This window comes from Paracoccus sanguinis (assembly GCF_900106665.1).
In the GTDB taxonomy this organism is placed as follows: Bacteria; Pseudomonadota; Alphaproteobacteria; order Rhodobacterales; family Rhodobacteraceae; genus Paracoccus; species Paracoccus panacisoli.
The window spans coordinates 64,768-80,217 of the sequence record NZ_FNNA01000005.1; the positions used below are offsets into that span (position 1 = coordinate 64,768).

The following is a 15,450-nucleotide window of genomic DNA, read 5'->3' on the forward strand; positions in this document are numbered from 1 at the left end:
GCCTCGACCAGCGCCCGGATCGCCGCAGGGTCGGTGGCATCCGCTCGGGCGCGATCCGCAGCGCGCCGAGCGGCCCGGCGACCGGCCGCATTGCGCTGCATGAGGCGTGGAGCGCGTCCACCCCCGCAGCCATCAGCGCGGGCGCGTTCCCCGCGCTGACCCCGCCCCCGGCCATGATCGCCACCCGCCCCCGGGCCGCATCCACCAACGCGCGCAGCCCGGCGGTGCCCTCAGCCGCGGTCGCTGCGTGGCCGGCGGTCATGATCCGCGCCACGCCCAGCGCCACGCAGTCCTCGAGCGCCGCGCGCCGGTCGGGCGTCACGTCGAAGGCGCGGTGGATCGTCACCGCCATCCCCCCGGCCGCCGCGATCAGGGGGCCGAGCGCCGCACGGTCGAGCCGCCCGTCCGCGTCCGTCACCCCCAGCGCCACTCCCCAGAGCCCGGCCTGCCGGGCGGCGCGGATGTCGTCGCGCATCACCGCCAGCTCGGCCGCGTCATAGCGGAAGTCGCCGGGCCGGGGGCGGATCATCGCCGCCACCCGCACGCCGCAGCGTGCCGCCCGCGCCATCAGCCCGGCCGAGGGCGTCAGCGCGCCGAGCGCCAGCCCGCCGCACAGCTCGATGCTGTCCACGCCCGCGGCGGCGGCGGCGTCCAGCCCGGCGGGGTCGTCCACCACGATCTCGATCTCGACGGCCATGCGCGCTCCCTTCGTTCGGCCTTCACTCGGGCGCCGGGCGGGATTTGGCAAGCGCCGGGCGGCGGGATAGAGGAAGGGGGCGGCAACGGGCGGGGGAAGCGGGATGATCAGCGGCGGGCTCGACATCGGCGGGACCAAGATCGAGGCGCGGCTCTTCGACGAGGGGATGGGGCTGCGCGACAGCCGCCGGGTGCCGACGCCCCGCGACAGCGCCGACAGCTTCTTCGCCGCGCTGGCCGGGCAGGTGGCGTGGCTGCGCGCGCAGGCGGGCGCGGACCTGCCGGTGGGGATCGCCATGACCGGGATGGTCGAGCCCGAAACCGGGCTGGCGCAGACCGCGAACCTGCCGATCTCGGGGCAGCCGATGGCGGCACGCCTGACCGAAGCGGTGGGGCGGCCGCTGCCGGTGATGAACGATTCGATGGCGCTCGCCTTTTCCGAGGCGAACGGCGGCGCGGCCGAGGGCGCGGCCGCCGCGGTCGGGCTGATCCTCGGCACCGGCGTCGCGGCGGGGTATTGCGTCGATGGCGCCCCGGCGCCCCGGTTCGGCGGGATCGCGGTGGAACTGGGGCACAGCGGGATGCCGGGGCGGGCGCTGGCCCGGCACGGGCTGGGGCTGTTCGACTGCGGCTGCGGGCGCGTGGGCTGCATCGAGAGCTACGTCGCCGGTCCCGGCCTGACGCGGCTCGCCGCGCATCTGGGGCTGGGGGCGCTGCCGGCGCCCGAGATCGCAGCCCGGCTGGCCGCGGGCGACGCCGGGGCCGAGCGGGTGATGGCAGTCTGGGCCGACCTCGCGGCCGAGGCGCTCGAGGTGTTGCAGATGACCATCGACCCGGACGTGGTGGTGCTGGGCGGCGGGGTCTCGCAGATTCCCGGCGTCGTCGCGCGCCTGACCGCCGCCCTGCCCGCGCGGCTGATGCCCGGCGTGCCGCAGCCGCAACTGCGCCTGGCGCGGTTCGGGGATGCGAGCGGGGTGCGCGGCGCGGCGCTGCTGGCCCGGCGCATCGCCGAGGGGACGTTGCCGCCGGTGTGACCGGACGCCTTCGGCACCGCTCGTCCGTCCTTGCCGAACGGCCGCGCCGATCACAAGGCCGTCCCGCGGCGCAGTCTGGCCCTTGTGGCCGGGCGTCCCGGCTGCAATCCTGCGGCCATGCGCGCCCCCCTCCGCTCGACCCCCGCCCTTCTGCTGGCTGCCGCGTTCCTCGGCGGTCTGGCCAGCCTCTCGCCGCTCGTCCTCCCCGGCCCGGCCGTGGCGCAGGGGGCGCCCGGCGGTCCGGGTGGACCCGGCGGGGCGCCGCGGCAGGTGGGCGTCACCACCCTGTCGCGCAGCACGGTCCCGGTGCGGATCGAGCTGCCGGGCCGCGCGGTGGCCTTTCACCAGACCGCCATCCGCCCGCAGGTCGGCGGCGAGATCACCGAGATTGCCTATCGCCCCGGCGAATCCGTCACCACCGGGCAGGTGCTGTTCCGGCTGGACGACGACCAGCGCGCGGCCACCCTGTCGGCGGCCGAGGCCGCGGTGACCAGCGCCCGCGCCGCCGTGGAAGGCGCGCAGGCGACGGTCGGGCGCTATGACCGCCTGCAGGGCACCGGGGTCAGCCGGGCCGAGCTCGAGACCGCGCAGGTGGCGCTCGCCAACGCCCGCGCGAGCCTCTCGGCGGCCGAGGCCGAGCGCGACATGGCGCAGCTGGCGGTGGACCGCTCGGACATCCACAGCCCGATCGACGGGGTGGCCGATCTCGCCACCGTCTCGGTCGGCGATCTCGTGACCGCCAGCCAGAGCGACGCGCTGACCACGGTCACGCAGCTCGACCCGATCTACGTGGACGTCTCGGAAAGCCGCGCCCGCTTCTTGCGCCACAACGCGCGGCGCAGCGAGGGCACGCTCGACCGCCCCGAGGGGATCGAGGCGCAACTCATCCTCGAGACCGGGCAGGTCTACGAGGGCGCGGGCGAGATGGTGACGCCGGGCACGACCGTGTCGGCGACCACCGGCACGGTGCCGTTCCGGTTGCAGTTCCCCAACCCCGACCGGCTGATCCTGCCCGGGCAGTTCGTCCGGGTGCGGCTGACCATCGGCACGGTCGACGGCGTGCTGGTTCCCCAGCGCGCCACGCGCCGCTCGGCCAGCGGGGCGCTGACGGCGTTCCTCGTGCGCGACGGGCGCACGGTCGAGGTGACGCTGACCGAGGTCGGCACGCACGAGAACGCCTGGATCGTGACCGAGGGCGTGGCCGCGGGCGACGCGCTGGTGCTGGACGGGCTGACGAACCTCAGGGCCGGGGTCGAGGTGACGACCGTGCCGGTGGTGATCGACGCCGAAGGGGTGGTGCGCGATGCCGCCGCCGAGGGCGCTGCGGCGACGCCGGAGGCGGGGACGGGGACCGGCGCCCCGGCTGCGGCGGGCGCACCGGACGCGGCGACGCCTCAAGCGGGAACGGAAGCTGCGCCGGCGGCGGCCGGCGCCCCGGAACAACCGGCGGCCGCAGCGGCGGGGACTGACGCCGCAGCGGCCGCGGCAGGTGCGCCAGAACAACCGGCCGCCACGGCGGCTGACGCCGCGCCGGCCCCAGCCACCGCCGACCAACCGGCCCCCGCGGCCCCGGCGGCTCAATCCGCCCCCGCGGCCAGCACGGCCGCCCGGCCGACCGCGCGGCCGCCCGCCACGGCGACCAACTGATGGCGCAGTTCTTCATCCATCGCCCGGTCTTCGCCTGGGTGCTGGCGATCGTCACCATGCTCGCCGGGATCTGGGCGGTGCTGCAACTGCCGGTCTCGCAATATCCCGACATCGCCCCGACCACCGTCCGCATCTCGGCCAGCTACAGCGGCGCCACCGCCGAGGCGGTGCAGAACTCGGTCACCACGCCCATCGAGGACACGCTGACCGGGCTGGACGGGCTGTTGTATTTCGAATCCGCCTCGTCGCAGGGGCGGGCGTCGATCACGCTGACCTTCGACGACAGCGTCGATCCGACCGACGCGCTGAACGACGTCCAGTCGCGGGTGCGCAGCGTCGAGGCGCGGCTGCCCTCGGCGGTGCAGACCGCCGGGGTCTCGGTCACCCGCTCGTCCTCGTCCATCCTGCTGGTCGGCGCGCTCGTCTCGACCGACGGGCGCTATTCGACGCTCGAGCTCGGCAACCTGCTGGAAGAGGTGGTCGAGGGGCCGGTCAAGCGCGTGCCGGGCGTGGGCGGGATCAACGTCTTCGGCTCGGGCTACGCGATGCGCATCTGGCTCGACCCGCTCAGGCTGGCGCAGTTCCAGCTGACGCCCTCGGACATCACCGCGGCGGTGGCGGCGCAGAACGCCACCGTCTCGGTCGGCGCGCTCGGCACCCAGCCGGTGGTTCCGGGCCAGCAGTTCACCGCCACGATCACCGCCCAGAGCCAGCTCACCAGCGTCGAGGATTTCCAGCGCATCCTGCTGCGGACCGGCGCGGACGGCGCCTCGGTCTGGCTGGGCGACGTGGCCGAGATCGAGATCGGCCAGCAGAGCTATGGTTCGAACAGCCGGTTCTCGGGGCAGAACGCCTCGGGGTTCGGCGTCAACCTCGAGACCGGGGCCAATGCGGTGGACACCGCGTCGGGCGTGCGGGCGGTGCTGGACGGGCTGCAATCGGCGCTGCCCGAGGGGGTCGAGGTGCGGGTGGCCTATGACACCTCGCCCTTCGTCGAGGAATCCATCAACAAGGTCTATCACACGCTGATCGAGGCGGTGGTGCTGGTGATCGGGGTGATCCTGATCTTCCTGCAGAGCTGGCGGGCGACGATCATCCCGGTGGTGGTGGTGCCGGTGGTGCTGCTCGGCACCTTCGGGGTGCTCTATGCGCTGGGGTATTCGATCAACACGCTGACGATGTTCGCCATGGTGCTGGCCATCGGCCTTCTGGTCGACGACGCCATCGTGGTGGTCGAGAACGTCGAGCGGATCATGCGCGAGGACGGGCTCGACCCGGTGCGGGCGACCGAGATCGGGATGCGGCAGATCACCGGGGCGCTGATCGGCATCGCCGTGGTGCTGTCGGCGGTGTTCCTGCCGATGGCGTTCATGGCCGGCTCGACCGGGGTGGTCTACCGGCAGTTCTCGGTCACGATCATCACCGCCATGGCGCTGTCGCTGGCCGCGGCGCTGATCCTGACGCCGTCGCAGACCGCCTCGCTGCTGCGGCCGCACCGCGAGGGCAAGGGCTTCGCCCCGGCGCGCTGGTTCAACCACGGGTTCGACCGACTGACCGACGGCTATGCCGCTGCGGTGGCGCGGATCGTGCGGCATCCGGTGCTGGTCCTCGTGGTGCTGGCGCTGCTCAGCGCGGGGGTGTGGGCGCTGTTCACGCGGATGAACTCGACCTTCCTGCCGACCGAGGACCAGGGCGTGATGATGGCGCAGGTGAACCTGTCCGAGGGCACCACGGCGCAGCAGACCCTCGCCGTGGTGGAGGAGATCGAGCACTACCTGCTGACCGAGGAGCCGGCGGTCGAATCGACCTTCGGGGCGCTGGGGTTCGGGTTCTCGGGCAGCGGCCAGGGGCGGGCGATGCTCTTCGTCAAGCTGCGCGACTTTGCCGAGCGCGGCGACCCCGACCAGTCGGCCGCGGCCGTGGTGCGGCGCGCCAACGCCCGCTTCGGCGGCCATCGCGCCGGGCGGGTGATTTTCATGCAGCCGCCGCCGATCCAGGGCCTGGGCAATCAGGCCGGGTTCCAGATGTATCTGATCGACCAGTCGGCGCAGGGCACGGACGCGCTGCGCACCGCCGTCCAGACACTCGAGACCCGCGCCGCGACCGACCCTCGGCTGAGCAACGTGCAGGGCCAGGGCGACCAGGACGACGCGGCGCTGCGGCTCGACATCGACGCGCAGCGGGCCGAGGCGCTGGGCTTGAGCCTCTCGGACGTGAACGGGATGCTCTCGACGATCTTCGCCGGGCGCGAGGTCAACGACTTCGCCATGGGCGCCACGCTGCGCCCGGTGATCGTGCAGGGCGGCGCGCCGTTCCGCATGCAGCCCGACGACCTCGAAAGCTGGTACGCGCGCAACGTGCAGGGCGAGATGGTGCCCTTCAGCGCCTTCATGTCCACGCGCTGGGTGCCGGTGGCGCCGCGGCTGGCGCGGTTCGAGGGCTCGGACGCGATCTCGGTCTCGGGCAGCGAGGGCGCGGGCTGGACCTCGGGTCAGGCGATGGAGGCGATGGAGGAGCTGGTGGCCGAGCTGCCCGGCGGCTGGGGCGTGGCCTGGACCGGCCTCAGCTATCAGGAGCGGCAGTCGGGCAATCAGGCGCCCTATCTCTATGCGCTGTCGGCGCTGGTGGTGTTCCTGTCGCTGGCGGCGCTGTACGAAAGCTGGACGGTGCCGTTCTCGGTGATGCTGGCGGTGCCGGTCGGCGTGCTGGGCGCGGTCGCGGCGGCGCTGCTGTTCGGACAGTCGAACGACGTCTATTTCAAGGTCGGCATCCTCACGACCATCGGGCTCGCGGCCAAGAACGCCATCCTGATCGTCGAGTTCGCGCGCGAGCTCGAGTTCGCGGGCCGCAGCACCGCGCAGGCGGCGGTCGAGGCGGCGCGGCTGCGGCTGCGGCCGATCCTGATGACCTCGTTCGCCTTCATCCTCGGGGTGACGCCGCTGGCCGTGGCGAGCGGCGCGGGTGCGGTGGCGCAGAACTCGATCGGGATCGGGGTGATGGGCGGGATGATGGCGGCGACGTTCCTCGGCGTGTTCCTCGTGCCGGGGTTCTATGTCGCGGTGCGGCGCTTCAGCGGCAACCGGCCGCTGCGAAACCCGGACGCGCCGGCCGCCGCGCCGCCCGCGGCGCCGGCGGAATGAACGGGGGCCGCCCCGGATGAGGCGGCCCCGCTGGTCTTTCGGTCTCAGAGCGGCTCAGAGCAGGAACTCGTCCCCGCTGTACTGATTGGCGGTGATCGCGCCGTCGGCGATGACGAGGGTGAAGTCGGCCACCCCGTCGTTGTTGACGTGGCCGTTGATGACCGTGTTGCCGTTGACCTCGCTCAGCGCGATGGTCCCGGCGGCGCGCGACGCGCTCCACACGAAGGCCTGGTCGCCGGCGAGCGTCAGGTTCGCGTCGATGCCGCGCAGGTCGAGCACGTCGCCGCCGGTCACGCCCACGCCCTCGAACGCGATAGCGCCATCGGCGCCGGCGATCACGTCCACGCCGTTGGTGTTGTTCGATTCGGCGTGCGACAGGAACCGGAAGGTGTCGGCCCCGGTCCCGCCGTAGAGGTTGTCCGCCCCCAGCCCGCCGAACAGGATATCGTTGCCGGCCTGCCCGCGCAGCGCGTCGGCGCCCGCCTGCCCCTGCAGCACGTCGCCCAGATCACCGCCCAGCAGAGTGTCGTTGCCGGCGCCGCCGATCAGGTTGTCGTTGCCGCCCAGACCGTAGATCACGTCGTCGCCCGCCATGCCGTGGATGGCGTCATTGGCCGAGGTCCCGGTCACGCTGTCGTTCGCGTTGGAGGCATAGCCGGCCGACACGGTCAGGGTGTAGCTGCCGATCGCGTTGTTGCCGGTCTCGCCCACGCCCAGCGTATAGGTGCCGGTCCCGCCCGCGGCGATCTTGAAGGTGATCTGGCCGTCGCGGTTGGTGCCGGGGGTCGAGTCGTTCGGCGGGTTGATGTCGTCGTTGTACATCAGCCGGGTGCTGCCCGAGTAGAGCGAGATGTTCGGGTCGACGAGCGAGCCGCTGCCGCTCGAGGCGCCCTTGGCCGCGACCGAATAGGTCAGCCCGGCGATGAAGGTCGTGTTGAAGGTGTCGTAGTCGCCATTGTACGAGATCGATCCGGTCCGCGAGGTGCCGGTTCCGATGAGACCGTTGTAAGCCATTCTGCTCGAACTCCGCAGGGGTAGCGCCATGATCGGCGCGGGACAGTCTAGACGCCGGCGCGATCAACCCGGCATCACCTTGCGGCGCGCCGGGCGTGATCGCCGGGTCTGCGCGGATGAACGCGGCCGGGCCTGACCCGTTCGCTCACATTCAGGTGTCGAGACGGGCGCGGCCCGGATCGGCAGGTTCCGGCCCGCGCGCCGGGCGGCGAGGGCGGAAACCTGCCCGGTGAGGGGCGCTATCGGGTCGCTGAAAGGGCGCTATTCGACGAGCACCTGACCCTCGGGCCAGCGCATCGTCGTGGTCAGGGTGATCTCGCGCACCGCGTGCGGGGCGACGTCGGTGTGCCAGACGAGCACGCCGCGCTGGCCCTCGGGGTCGGTCTCGTCCGGGGCCGGGTTCGCCTGCCACTCGACCCTGAGGTCGTCCTGGGTGCTGACCGGCACCCGGTCCACCACCCGCAGCGGCCACGCCTCGCCGGTCAGGTTCTCGATCCTGAGGGTCGCGGTCTCCTCGCGCAGGTTGGCGCTGCGGATCAGGCCGCGGGTGCCCTCGGACTGCTCGGGCACCCGCCGCTCGACCCTGAGGCCGTCGATGGGGCCGAAGCCCAGCCGGATGTAGTCGCCCGCGGCAATCAGCGGCAGCGCCGTCTCGCCCACCCGCGCGCCGTCGGCATAAAGCGTCGCGGCGCCCGGCAGGATCAGCTCGGGCAGCGGGTTCTTGCCCTCGGCCCGCAGATAGGCGCTGTCATCGTAGAGCGGCACGGCCTCGGCCACGACCTCGACCGGGATCGCCTGCGCGTCCATTCCCAGCCGCACCGCGTCAGCGCCGGTGCGGATCGTGACCGGCGTCGGGTAGCGATAGACGACCGTCGCGCCGATCCGGTCCAGCGCCGCGTTGCCGACCGCGGCGCCCTTGCCCATGCTGCGCACCGCCATCTCGGGCATCGGCGCGGCGGGGGCGTAGCTCGGCATGGCATCCTGCATCGGGACGGCGCTCACCGCGCCATCCTCGACCCGCGGGAACCACGGGTCCACCGGGGTCGCCTGAACCTGCCCCGAGGGGCGGGCGGTGGAGAGCGTCAGCGCCGCCCCCGTCCAGTCCTCGCCCGTCGATTGCGAGACCATCAGCCCGCGGTCGAGCGTGATCGTCCCCGCCGTGCCGCCGGTCCGCGCCAGCCGCAGGTCATAGACCGGGGACCAGCTGGCCGCGCCGGTCTGGTGGGTGATCGTCAGGTCGGCGGGGCCGTGCAGGTCCAGCTGGACGATCAGCGCGGCGGGCGGGGTCTCGGGCGTCTCGAGCGCCGCGAGCGCGGCGCGGGCGCGGTCGAGGGCCTTCACGTCCTCGTCGCGGCCGACTTCGGCGGCGGCGGCCTCGGTTTCGGCGGCGACCATCTCGCGCCGGGCGGCGACGAGCCGGGCGGCCACGGTGTCGGCGAGCGCGTTCACGTCGCCCGAGGTTGCGTTGTCGGACTGGCCGAGGGCGCGGAGGAAGGCGACGGTATCCTCGGCCGCCTGCGCGCCGGCGCGGATCGCGGCAGTGGCGGCGTCGCGGTCGCGCAGCGCGGCCTCGAGCCGCTGCACCTCTTCGCGGGCGGCGCGGACGGCGTCGGTCTCGGCCAGATCGCCGGGCAGGGCGCGGTCGGATTGCAGCGCGACCGAGCCGACCGTGGCGCCGGTGGCCGCGACGCGCAGCGTGGTGGCGTCGATGCCGGGCGGCAGGTCGGTGACGATCAGCTCGCGCACGCCCGGGGCGGCGTCGAGGTGCAGCGCCCGGGTCACCGTGGCGCCGTCGGGGTAGAGCGTGACCTCGCGCACCGGGGCGCTGGCGCGGATCGGCTCGGCGGCGGGGGCCACCGGGGCCGGCGGGATGGCCGCGGCGGGGATCGGGGCGGGCAGCGCCGTCGGGGCCGGGGCGGCGGTCTGGGCCGAAAGCGGCAGGGCGGCGCAGGCCGGGACCAGCGCGGCGGCCAGGATCCGGCGCAGCGCCGGCGAGGTGGGGGAGAGCGGCATCGGGGCGATCCTCTCGCGCGGGGACGGGTCGGCCCACAGGGTCCGACCGATCCCGCCACAACGCAAGAGGGCGCCCGTCCGGGGCGCCCTCACGTCTGCGATGGGTCAGGCGGGGGCCGCCGATGCGGGCGGCGCGGGCCGGTCGGCCTCAGCCCTTCTTCAGCACCCGGTTGCCCAGCAGCTCGGCGATCTGCACCGCGTTCAGCGCCGCGCCCTTGCGCAGGTTGTCGCTGACCACCCACAGGTTCAGCCCGTTCTCGACCGTCGGGTCCTGGCGGATGCGGCTGACGAAGGTGGCATAGTCGCCCACGCACTCGATCGGGGTGACGTAGCCACCCGGCTCGCGCTTGTCGATCACCATGACGCCCGGCGCCTCGCGCAGGATGTCGCGGGCCTCGTCCTCGTCGAGGAAATCCTCGAACTCGACGTTGACCGCCTCGGAATGGCCGACGAACACCGGCACCCGCACGCAGGTCGCCGTGACCTTGATGCGCGGGTCCATGATCTTCTTGGTCTCGGCCGTCATCTTCCATTCCTCCTTGGTGTCGCCACCCTCGAGGAACACGTCGATCTGCGGGATCACGTTGAACGCGATCTGCTTCTGGAACTTCTTCGGCGGCACGTCCGAGGTCGGGTTGTAGACCGCCTTGGTCTGTTCCCACAGCTCGTCCATCCCCTCTTTCCCGGCGCCCGAGACGGACTGGTAGGTCGAGACGACGACGCGCTTGATCCGCGCCCGGTCGTGCAGGGGCTTCAGCGCCACCACCATCTGCGCGGTCGAGCAGTTGGGGTTAGCGATGATGTTCTTCTTGCCGTAGCCCTCGACCGCGTCCGGGTTCACCTCGGGGACGATCAGCGGCACGTCGGGGTCGTAGCGGTAGAGCGACGAGTTGTCGATCACGACGCACCCCTGCGACGCCGCGATGGGGGCGTATTTCTTGGTCGGCTCGGACCCGATGGCGAACAGCGCGATGTCGCAGCCGGTGAAGTCGAAGCCCTCGATGTCCTTGGTCTTCAGGGTCTTGTCGCCATAGCTGACCTCGGTGCCGAGGCTGCGGCGCGAGGCCAGCGCCACGACCTCATCGGCGGGAAACTGGCGCTCGGCCAGGATGTTCAGCATTTCGCGGCCCACGTTCCCCGTGGCGCCCGCGACGACGACCTTGTAACCCATCTGGGGAATCCTTTCGCTTTCAGCCGGCCGCGCTTAGCGGAAACCGGGGGGAAAGTGAATATGTCGTGCGCTGTGCGACGGGGCCGCGTGTCCCCTGCGCGTCTGCGCCCACCCCGAGGGAAACGCCTGATGACCATCGCTTCGCCCGAACCCGAGTTTGCCGCCCCCGACGCCGCGGCGCGTCCGCTGTGGCTGGTGCCGCAGGGCGACGATGGGCCGCTGTGGCCCGAGGGGGTCGAGACCGGCTTTGCCGCGGCCAGCGGGTTCGCCGCCAGGCCGGGGCAGCTCTGCCTGCTGCCCGGGCCGGACGGGGTGGGGGGCGCGCTGTTCGGCATCGGCAAGCCCGCCACCCCCGCCGACCGCCCGGCGCGCGAGCGCTTCACACTGGCCCGCGCCGCCGAGGCGCTGCCCGCCGGGGCATGGCGGATCGAGGGCGCGCCCGCGTCCTATGACCTGATCCACGGGGCGCTCGGCTGGCTCTTCGCGCAATATCGCTTCGCCCGCTACAAGACCGCCGAGCCGCCCAAGGCGCGGCTGGTCTGCCCCGAGAGCGTGGACCGCGACGCGGCGCTGGCGATGGCGGCGGGCGAGTATCTGGCCCGCGACCTCATCAACACGCCGGCCGCCGACATGGGGCCGGCTGAGCTCGAGGCCGCCGCCCGCGCGCTCGCCGACCGGCACGGCGCGGCGGTCGAGGTGATCTCGGGCGCGGCGCTGGCCGAGGGCTATCCGATGATTCATGCCGTGGGCCGCGCCGCCGGGCCGGGGCGCGCGCCGCGGCTGATCGACCTGCGCTTTCCGGGCGCGGGGCCTGCGGTCACACTGGTCGGCAAGGGGGTGTGCTTCGACACCGGCGGGCTCGACATCAAGCCGTCGTCGTCGATGGGGCTGATGAAGAAGGACATGGGCGGGGCGGCGAACGTGCTCGGCCTCGCCGAGACGCTGGCGCGGATGGGCCGCGCGGGCGGGCTGCGGGTGCTGATCCCGGCGGTCGAGAACAGCGTCGGGTCCGACAGCTTCCGGCCCGGCGACGTGCTGACCAGCCGCAAGGGGCTGACGGTCGAGGTCAACAACACCGACGCCGAGGGGCGGCTGGTCCTCGCCGACGCGCTGGCGCTGGCGGCCGAAGAGGCGCCGGCGGTGCTGATTTCCATGGCGACGCTGACCGGCGCCGCGCGGGTGGCGCTGGGGCCGGACCTGCCGCCGTTCTTCTGCGACGACGAGGCCGCGGCCGAGGCGCTGCACGGCGCCGGGCGCGATCACGCCGACCCGATCTGGCGCCTGCCCTTCTGGGAACCCTACGAGGCGATGATCGAGCCTGCCATCGCCGACCTCGACAACGCGCCCTCGGGCGGGTTCGCGGGGGCGATCACCGCGGCGCTGTTCCTGCGGCGCTTCACGGAAGGCGCGGGCACCTACGCCCATTTCGACATCTACGGCTGGCAGCCCGCCGCCGCGCCCGGACGGCCGAAGGGCGGCGTCGGTCAGGGGATGCGGGCGATCCTCAACGCGCTGCCCGCGCTGACCGACCGCGCGACGGGGGCGCGCTGATGGACCCGCGCCTGACCCCGGCCACCGACCGCGTGGCGCTGGCCGGCGCCGGGATCGCGCGGCCCACGCTGACCGAGGGCACGGCGATGCGCGTCGCGGTGCCGCTGGTCGATCTGGACCGCGAGCCGAACGGCCGCCGCGACCGCCAGCTCGTCTTCGGCGCCGACGTGACGGTGATCGAGCGCCGCCACGACCGCGCCTTCGTGCAGGCTGCGGCGGACGGCTATTGCGGCTGGATCGGCATGGCCGCGCTGACGGCCGAGCGGCCCGCGATCACCCACCGGGTCGCCGCGCCCGCCACCCACATCTACCCCAAGGCCACGATGAAAGAGCGTGAGAGCGCCAGCCTGACGCTCGGCGCGCGGCTGGCGGTGGCGGGGATCGCGGGCGGGTTTGCTGAGCTTGTCACCGGCGGGTTCGTCCCGGTCCAGCATCTGACCGACACCCCCGCCGACGACCCGGCGGCGGTGGCGCTGAGCCTCGTCGGCACCCCCTATCTGTGGGGCGGCAACTCGCGCGGCGGGATCGACTGTTCGGGGCTCGCGCAGGCGGCGCTGTGGGCGGCGGGGATCGCCTGTCCGGGCGACAGCGACCTGCAGCGCGCGGCCTTCCCCGAGGTCGAGGACATCCGCCGCGGCGACCTGCTGTTCTGGCCGGGCCATGTGGCGATGGCGCTGGACGCCGGGCGGATGGTCCACGCCACCGCCTCGGCCATGGCGGTGATCGTCGAGGACATCGCCGCCGCCATCGCCCGCATCGACGCGGCCGGCGACGGGCCGTTCCTCGGCGCCCGGCGGCCCCCGGCGGGCGGGGCCGCGCAGGGCGCCCCCTCGCTGGACGGGCGCGTCGCCTTTCCGTAAGCCTCGGCCAACAGCCAACTGGCAACCGCAAACTGGCAACCGCCAGCCCGCCAGCATCGGGAGAGTTCAGCATGACACATCTGTGGGTCCGGGCCGAAAGCCGCCCCAACGAGGACCGCGTCGGCATCACCCCCGAGGGGGTGCGCGACCTCATCCGCCGCGGCTTTGCCGTGACGGTCGAGGACAGCCCCCGCCGCATCCTGCCGACCGAAGAGTACCGCCGCGCCGGCGCCACCATCGCCCCCGAGGGATCGTGGGTCGAGGCGCCCGCCGACGCCATCGTCTTCGGCCTCAAGGAGCTGCCCGAGGACGGCACCCCGCTCACCCACCGCCACATCATGTTCGGCCACGCCTTCAAGGGCCAGCCGGCGGGGCAGGAGCTGCTCAAGCGGTTCCGCGCGGGCGGCGGGCGGCTCTATGACCTCGAATATCTGCTCGACGACGACGGGCGGCGGCTCGCGGCCTTCGGCTACTGGGCGGGCTACGCGGGGGCGGCGGTGGCGCTGAAATGCTGGGCGGCGCAGGCGCATGGCGGCATCTGCGGCCCCGTCCACCCGTTCCCCAACAAGGAAGCGCTCGCCGCGAGCCTGCGGGCCGAACTGGACGGCACCGGCCGGGTGCGGCCGCGCGCCATCGTCATCGGCGCCAAGGGCCGGGTCGGCACCGGCGCCGCCGACCTCTGCGCCGAGATGGGGGTGCGGGTGACCAAGTGGGACATGGCCGAGACCGCCCACGGCGGCCCCTTCCCCGAGATCCTGCTGCACGAGGTGTTCCTCAACTGCATCCTCGCGCAGCCCGGCTGCCCGGTGTTCGTGCCGGAAAGCGCCGTGAACCCCGGCCGCGCGCTGACGGTGATCGGCGACATCGCCTGCGACCCGACGAGCGAGTTTTCCCCGATCAAGGTCTATGACCGCACCACCGACTGGGCCGCCCCCGCGCTGCGGGTGGCCGATCGGCCGCCGCTCGACGTGACGGCGATCGACAACCTGCCCTCGATGCTGCCGCGCGAATCGAGCCAGGATTACGCGGCCCAGCTTCTGCCGGTGCTGCGCCAGCTCGACGCCATCGACGCGGGCCCCTGGGGCCGGGCGGCGACGATCTATGACACCCATCTGAAAGGGCTTTCGGCATGACGATTCACTGGGTTGGCACCGGGCTTTCGGCGATCCCCGGCCTGCGCCGCCTGCTCACGGGCAAGACGCCGGTCGTGGTGTGGAACCGCACGGTGGAGAAGGCCCGCGCCGCGGTGGGCGATCTGGCCCAGGACATCCGCGCCTATGACCCGCAGGCGCTGACCGAGGCGCTGGCGGCGGGAGACGTGGTCGTCTCGATGCTGCCGGCCGACCAGCACCCGGCGCTGGCCCGGATCTGCGTTGAAAAGCGGGCGCATTTCGTCAGCTCGTCCTACATCTCGCCCGAGATGGCGGCGCTCGAGGCGGCGGCCGAGGATGCGGGCGTGGCGCTGGTCAACGAGGTCGGGCTCGACCCCGGCATCGACCACCTGATGGCGCATGAGCTGGTCGCGGATTACCGGCAGGTCGCGCAAAAGGGCGACGCGGTGAGCTTTACCAGCTACTGCGGCGGCATCCCCCGCCACCCCAACCCGTTCCGCTACAAGTTCTCGTGGTCGCCGCTGGGCGTGCTGCGGGCCCTGCGCTCGCCGTCGAAGTCGATCCGCGACGGGGCCGAGCGGGTGGTGGACCGCCCCTGGCACGCCATCGATCCCTATGACGCGCCGCTGCCCGTGCCTGAGCGGTTCGAGGTCTATCCCAACCGCGACTCGACCGCCTTCATCGACCCCTACGGGTTCGACCGCGAATGGACGCTCAGGGATTTCGTCCGCGGCACCATCCGCCTCAAGGGCTGGTCCGAGGCGTGGTCCGAGGTCTTCGCCGAGGTCGAGGGGCTGACCGGCCCCGAGGGCGACGTGCGGCTGCGCGAGATGGCCGAGGGGTTCTGGGACGCCCACGCCTATGCCGAGGGCGAGCCGGACCGCGTGGTGCTGTTCGTCCGGCTGGCGGCCGAGCGCGACGGGGCGCGGGTCTATGACCGCGAGTGGGTGCTGGACGCGCAGGGCAACGACCGCGGGACCGCGATGGCGCAGCTCGTCTCGATCCCCGTGGCGCTGGCGGTCGAGGCGGTGCTGCGCGGCGACTTCGCCCCCGGCGTCCACGCGGCGCCCTCGGCGCCCGAGGCGATTGCCGGCTGGCTGGTCGAGGTGGGCGAGATCGCCGACCACATGGCCAAGGTGGACCACCTGTCAAAACCGTGATCCGCGCGTGAGACCGAGGGGGGAACGCACCCGGCCTGCTGACGTTGCCTGA

General features: G+C 73.2%; 10 protein-coding genes and 1 pseudogene. 7 read left to right on the forward strand and 4 right to left on the reverse strand.

The window, feature by feature from the left end; all coding sequences use genetic code 11:
* Positions 1–157: 157 nt before the first annotated feature.
* Positions 158–823, reverse strand: a pseudogene (locus BLW17_RS18975) (copper homeostasis protein CutC); the annotation flags it as partial.
* Between BLW17_RS18975 and BLW17_RS14080 the strand changes: the two are divergent.
* The 3 genes from BLW17_RS14080 to BLW17_RS14090 all read left to right on the forward strand — a co-directional run bounded on the left by BLW17_RS14080 (position 801) and on the right by BLW17_RS14090 (position 6,517).
* On the forward strand, positions 801–1,730 hold the full coding sequence (locus BLW17_RS14080; protein ID WP_074826929.1) for an ROK family protein: 930 nt from the start codon (positions 801–803) through the stop codon (positions 1,728–1,730). The pseudogene BLW17_RS18975 and the gene BLW17_RS14080 sit on opposite strands and share 23 nt — an antisense overlap.
* A 117-nt stretch (positions 1,731–1,847) precedes the next feature.
* Positions 1,848–3,377: an efflux RND transporter periplasmic adaptor subunit gene (locus BLW17_RS14085; RefSeq protein WP_139306037.1), complete on the forward strand. Its 1,530-nt coding sequence runs from the start codon at positions 1,848–1,850 to the stop codon at positions 3,375–3,377.
* The gene (locus BLW17_RS14090; RefSeq protein ID WP_052176592.1) at positions 3,377–6,517 is read left to right on the forward strand and encodes a multidrug efflux RND transporter permease subunit; all 3,141 of its coding nucleotides are present in this window, start codon (positions 3,377–3,379) and stop codon (positions 6,515–6,517) included. The genes BLW17_RS14085 and BLW17_RS14090 overlap by 1 nt, the downstream gene beginning before the upstream one ends.
* Before the next feature lie 54 nt (positions 6,518–6,571).
* On the opposite strand, the gene BLW17_RS17900 is transcribed toward BLW17_RS14090, so the two are convergent.
* From BLW17_RS17900 to BLW17_RS14110, 3 genes are all read right to left on the reverse strand, one after another.
* Positions 6,572–7,531: a calcium-binding protein gene (locus tag BLW17_RS17900; RefSeq protein ID WP_052176593.1), complete on the reverse strand. Its 960-nt coding sequence runs from the start codon at positions 7,529–7,531 to the stop codon at positions 6,572–6,574.
* Positions 7,532–7,792: 261 nt separating this feature from the next.
* On the reverse strand, positions 7,793–9,544 hold the full coding sequence (locus tag BLW17_RS14105) for a DUF4139 domain-containing protein (RefSeq protein WP_083388384.1): 1,752 nt from the start codon (positions 9,542–9,544) through the stop codon (positions 7,793–7,795).
* 148 nt (positions 9,545–9,692) lie between these two features.
* Positions 9,693–10,715, reverse strand: a complete 1,023-nt coding sequence (locus BLW17_RS14110; protein ID WP_036703142.1) for an aspartate-semialdehyde dehydrogenase — start codon at positions 10,713–10,715, stop codon at positions 9,693–9,695.
* 129 nt (positions 10,716–10,844) lie between these two features.
* Between BLW17_RS14110 and BLW17_RS14115 the strand changes: the two genes are divergently transcribed.
* The 4 genes from BLW17_RS14115 (at position 10,845) to BLW17_RS14130 (ending at position 15,398) form a co-directional block, all read left to right on the forward strand.
* Positions 10,845–12,266, forward strand: a complete 1,422-nt coding sequence (locus BLW17_RS14115; protein WP_036735548.1) for a leucyl aminopeptidase family protein — start codon at positions 10,845–10,847, stop codon at positions 12,264–12,266.
* Positions 12,266–13,126 carry a C40 family peptidase gene (locus BLW17_RS14120; RefSeq protein ID WP_052176555.1) on the forward strand — a complete coding sequence of 287 codons (861 nt, stop codon included), beginning with the start codon at positions 12,266–12,268 and terminating at the stop codon, positions 13,124–13,126. The genes BLW17_RS14115 and BLW17_RS14120 overlap by 1 nt, the downstream gene beginning before the upstream one ends.
* 71 nt (positions 13,127–13,197) lie before the next feature.
* The gene (locus BLW17_RS14125; protein WP_036735550.1) at positions 13,198–14,259 is read left to right on the forward strand and encodes a saccharopine dehydrogenase; all 1,062 of its coding nucleotides are present in this window, start codon (positions 13,198–13,200) and stop codon (positions 14,257–14,259) included.
* Positions 14,256–15,398: a saccharopine dehydrogenase C-terminal domain-containing protein gene (locus BLW17_RS14130; protein WP_036735552.1), complete on the forward strand. Its 1,143-nt coding sequence runs from the start codon at positions 14,256–14,258 to the stop codon at positions 15,396–15,398. The genes BLW17_RS14125 and BLW17_RS14130 overlap by 4 nt, the downstream gene beginning before the upstream one ends.
* Positions 15,399–15,450: the final 52 nt, after the last annotated feature.

What these genes read in the sequence shown, in the direction of transcription:
- BLW17_RS14080 (WP_074826929.1), top strand. Translation starts at nt 801, where the DNA reads ATGATCAGCGGCGGGCTCGACATCGGCGGGACCAAGATCGAGGCGCGG.
- BLW17_RS14130 (WP_036735552.1), top strand. Translation starts at nt 14,256, where the DNA reads ATGACGATTCACTGGGTTGGCACCGGGCTTTCGGCGATCCCCGGCCTG.
- BLW17_RS14085 (WP_139306037.1), top strand. Translation starts at nt 1,848, where the DNA reads ATGCGCGCCCCCCTCCGCTCGACCCCCGCCCTTCTGCTGGCTGCCGCG.
- BLW17_RS14090 (WP_052176592.1), top strand. Translation starts at nt 3,377, where the DNA reads ATGGCGCAGTTCTTCATCCATCGCCCGGTCTTCGCCTGGGTGCTGGCG.
- BLW17_RS17900 (WP_052176593.1), bottom strand. Translation starts at nt 7,531, where the DNA reads ATGGCTTACAACGGTCTCATCGGAACCGGCACCTCGCGGACCGGATCG.
- BLW17_RS14115 (WP_036735548.1), top strand. Translation starts at nt 10,845, where the DNA reads ATGACCATCGCTTCGCCCGAACCCGAGTTTGCCGCCCCCGACGCCGCG.
- BLW17_RS14105 (WP_083388384.1), bottom strand. Translation starts at nt 9,544, where the DNA reads ATGCCGCTCTCCCCCACCTCGCCGGCGCTGCGCCGGATCCTGGCCGCC.
- BLW17_RS14120 (WP_052176555.1), top strand. Translation starts at nt 12,266, where the DNA reads ATGGACCCGCGCCTGACCCCGGCCACCGACCGCGTGGCGCTGGCCGGC.
- BLW17_RS14125 (WP_036735550.1), top strand. Translation starts at nt 13,198, where the DNA reads ATGACACATCTGTGGGTCCGGGCCGAAAGCCGCCCCAACGAGGACCGC.
- BLW17_RS14110 (WP_036703142.1), bottom strand. Translation starts at nt 10,715, where the DNA reads ATGGGTTACAAGGTCGTCGTCGCGGGCGCCACGGGGAACGTGGGCCGC.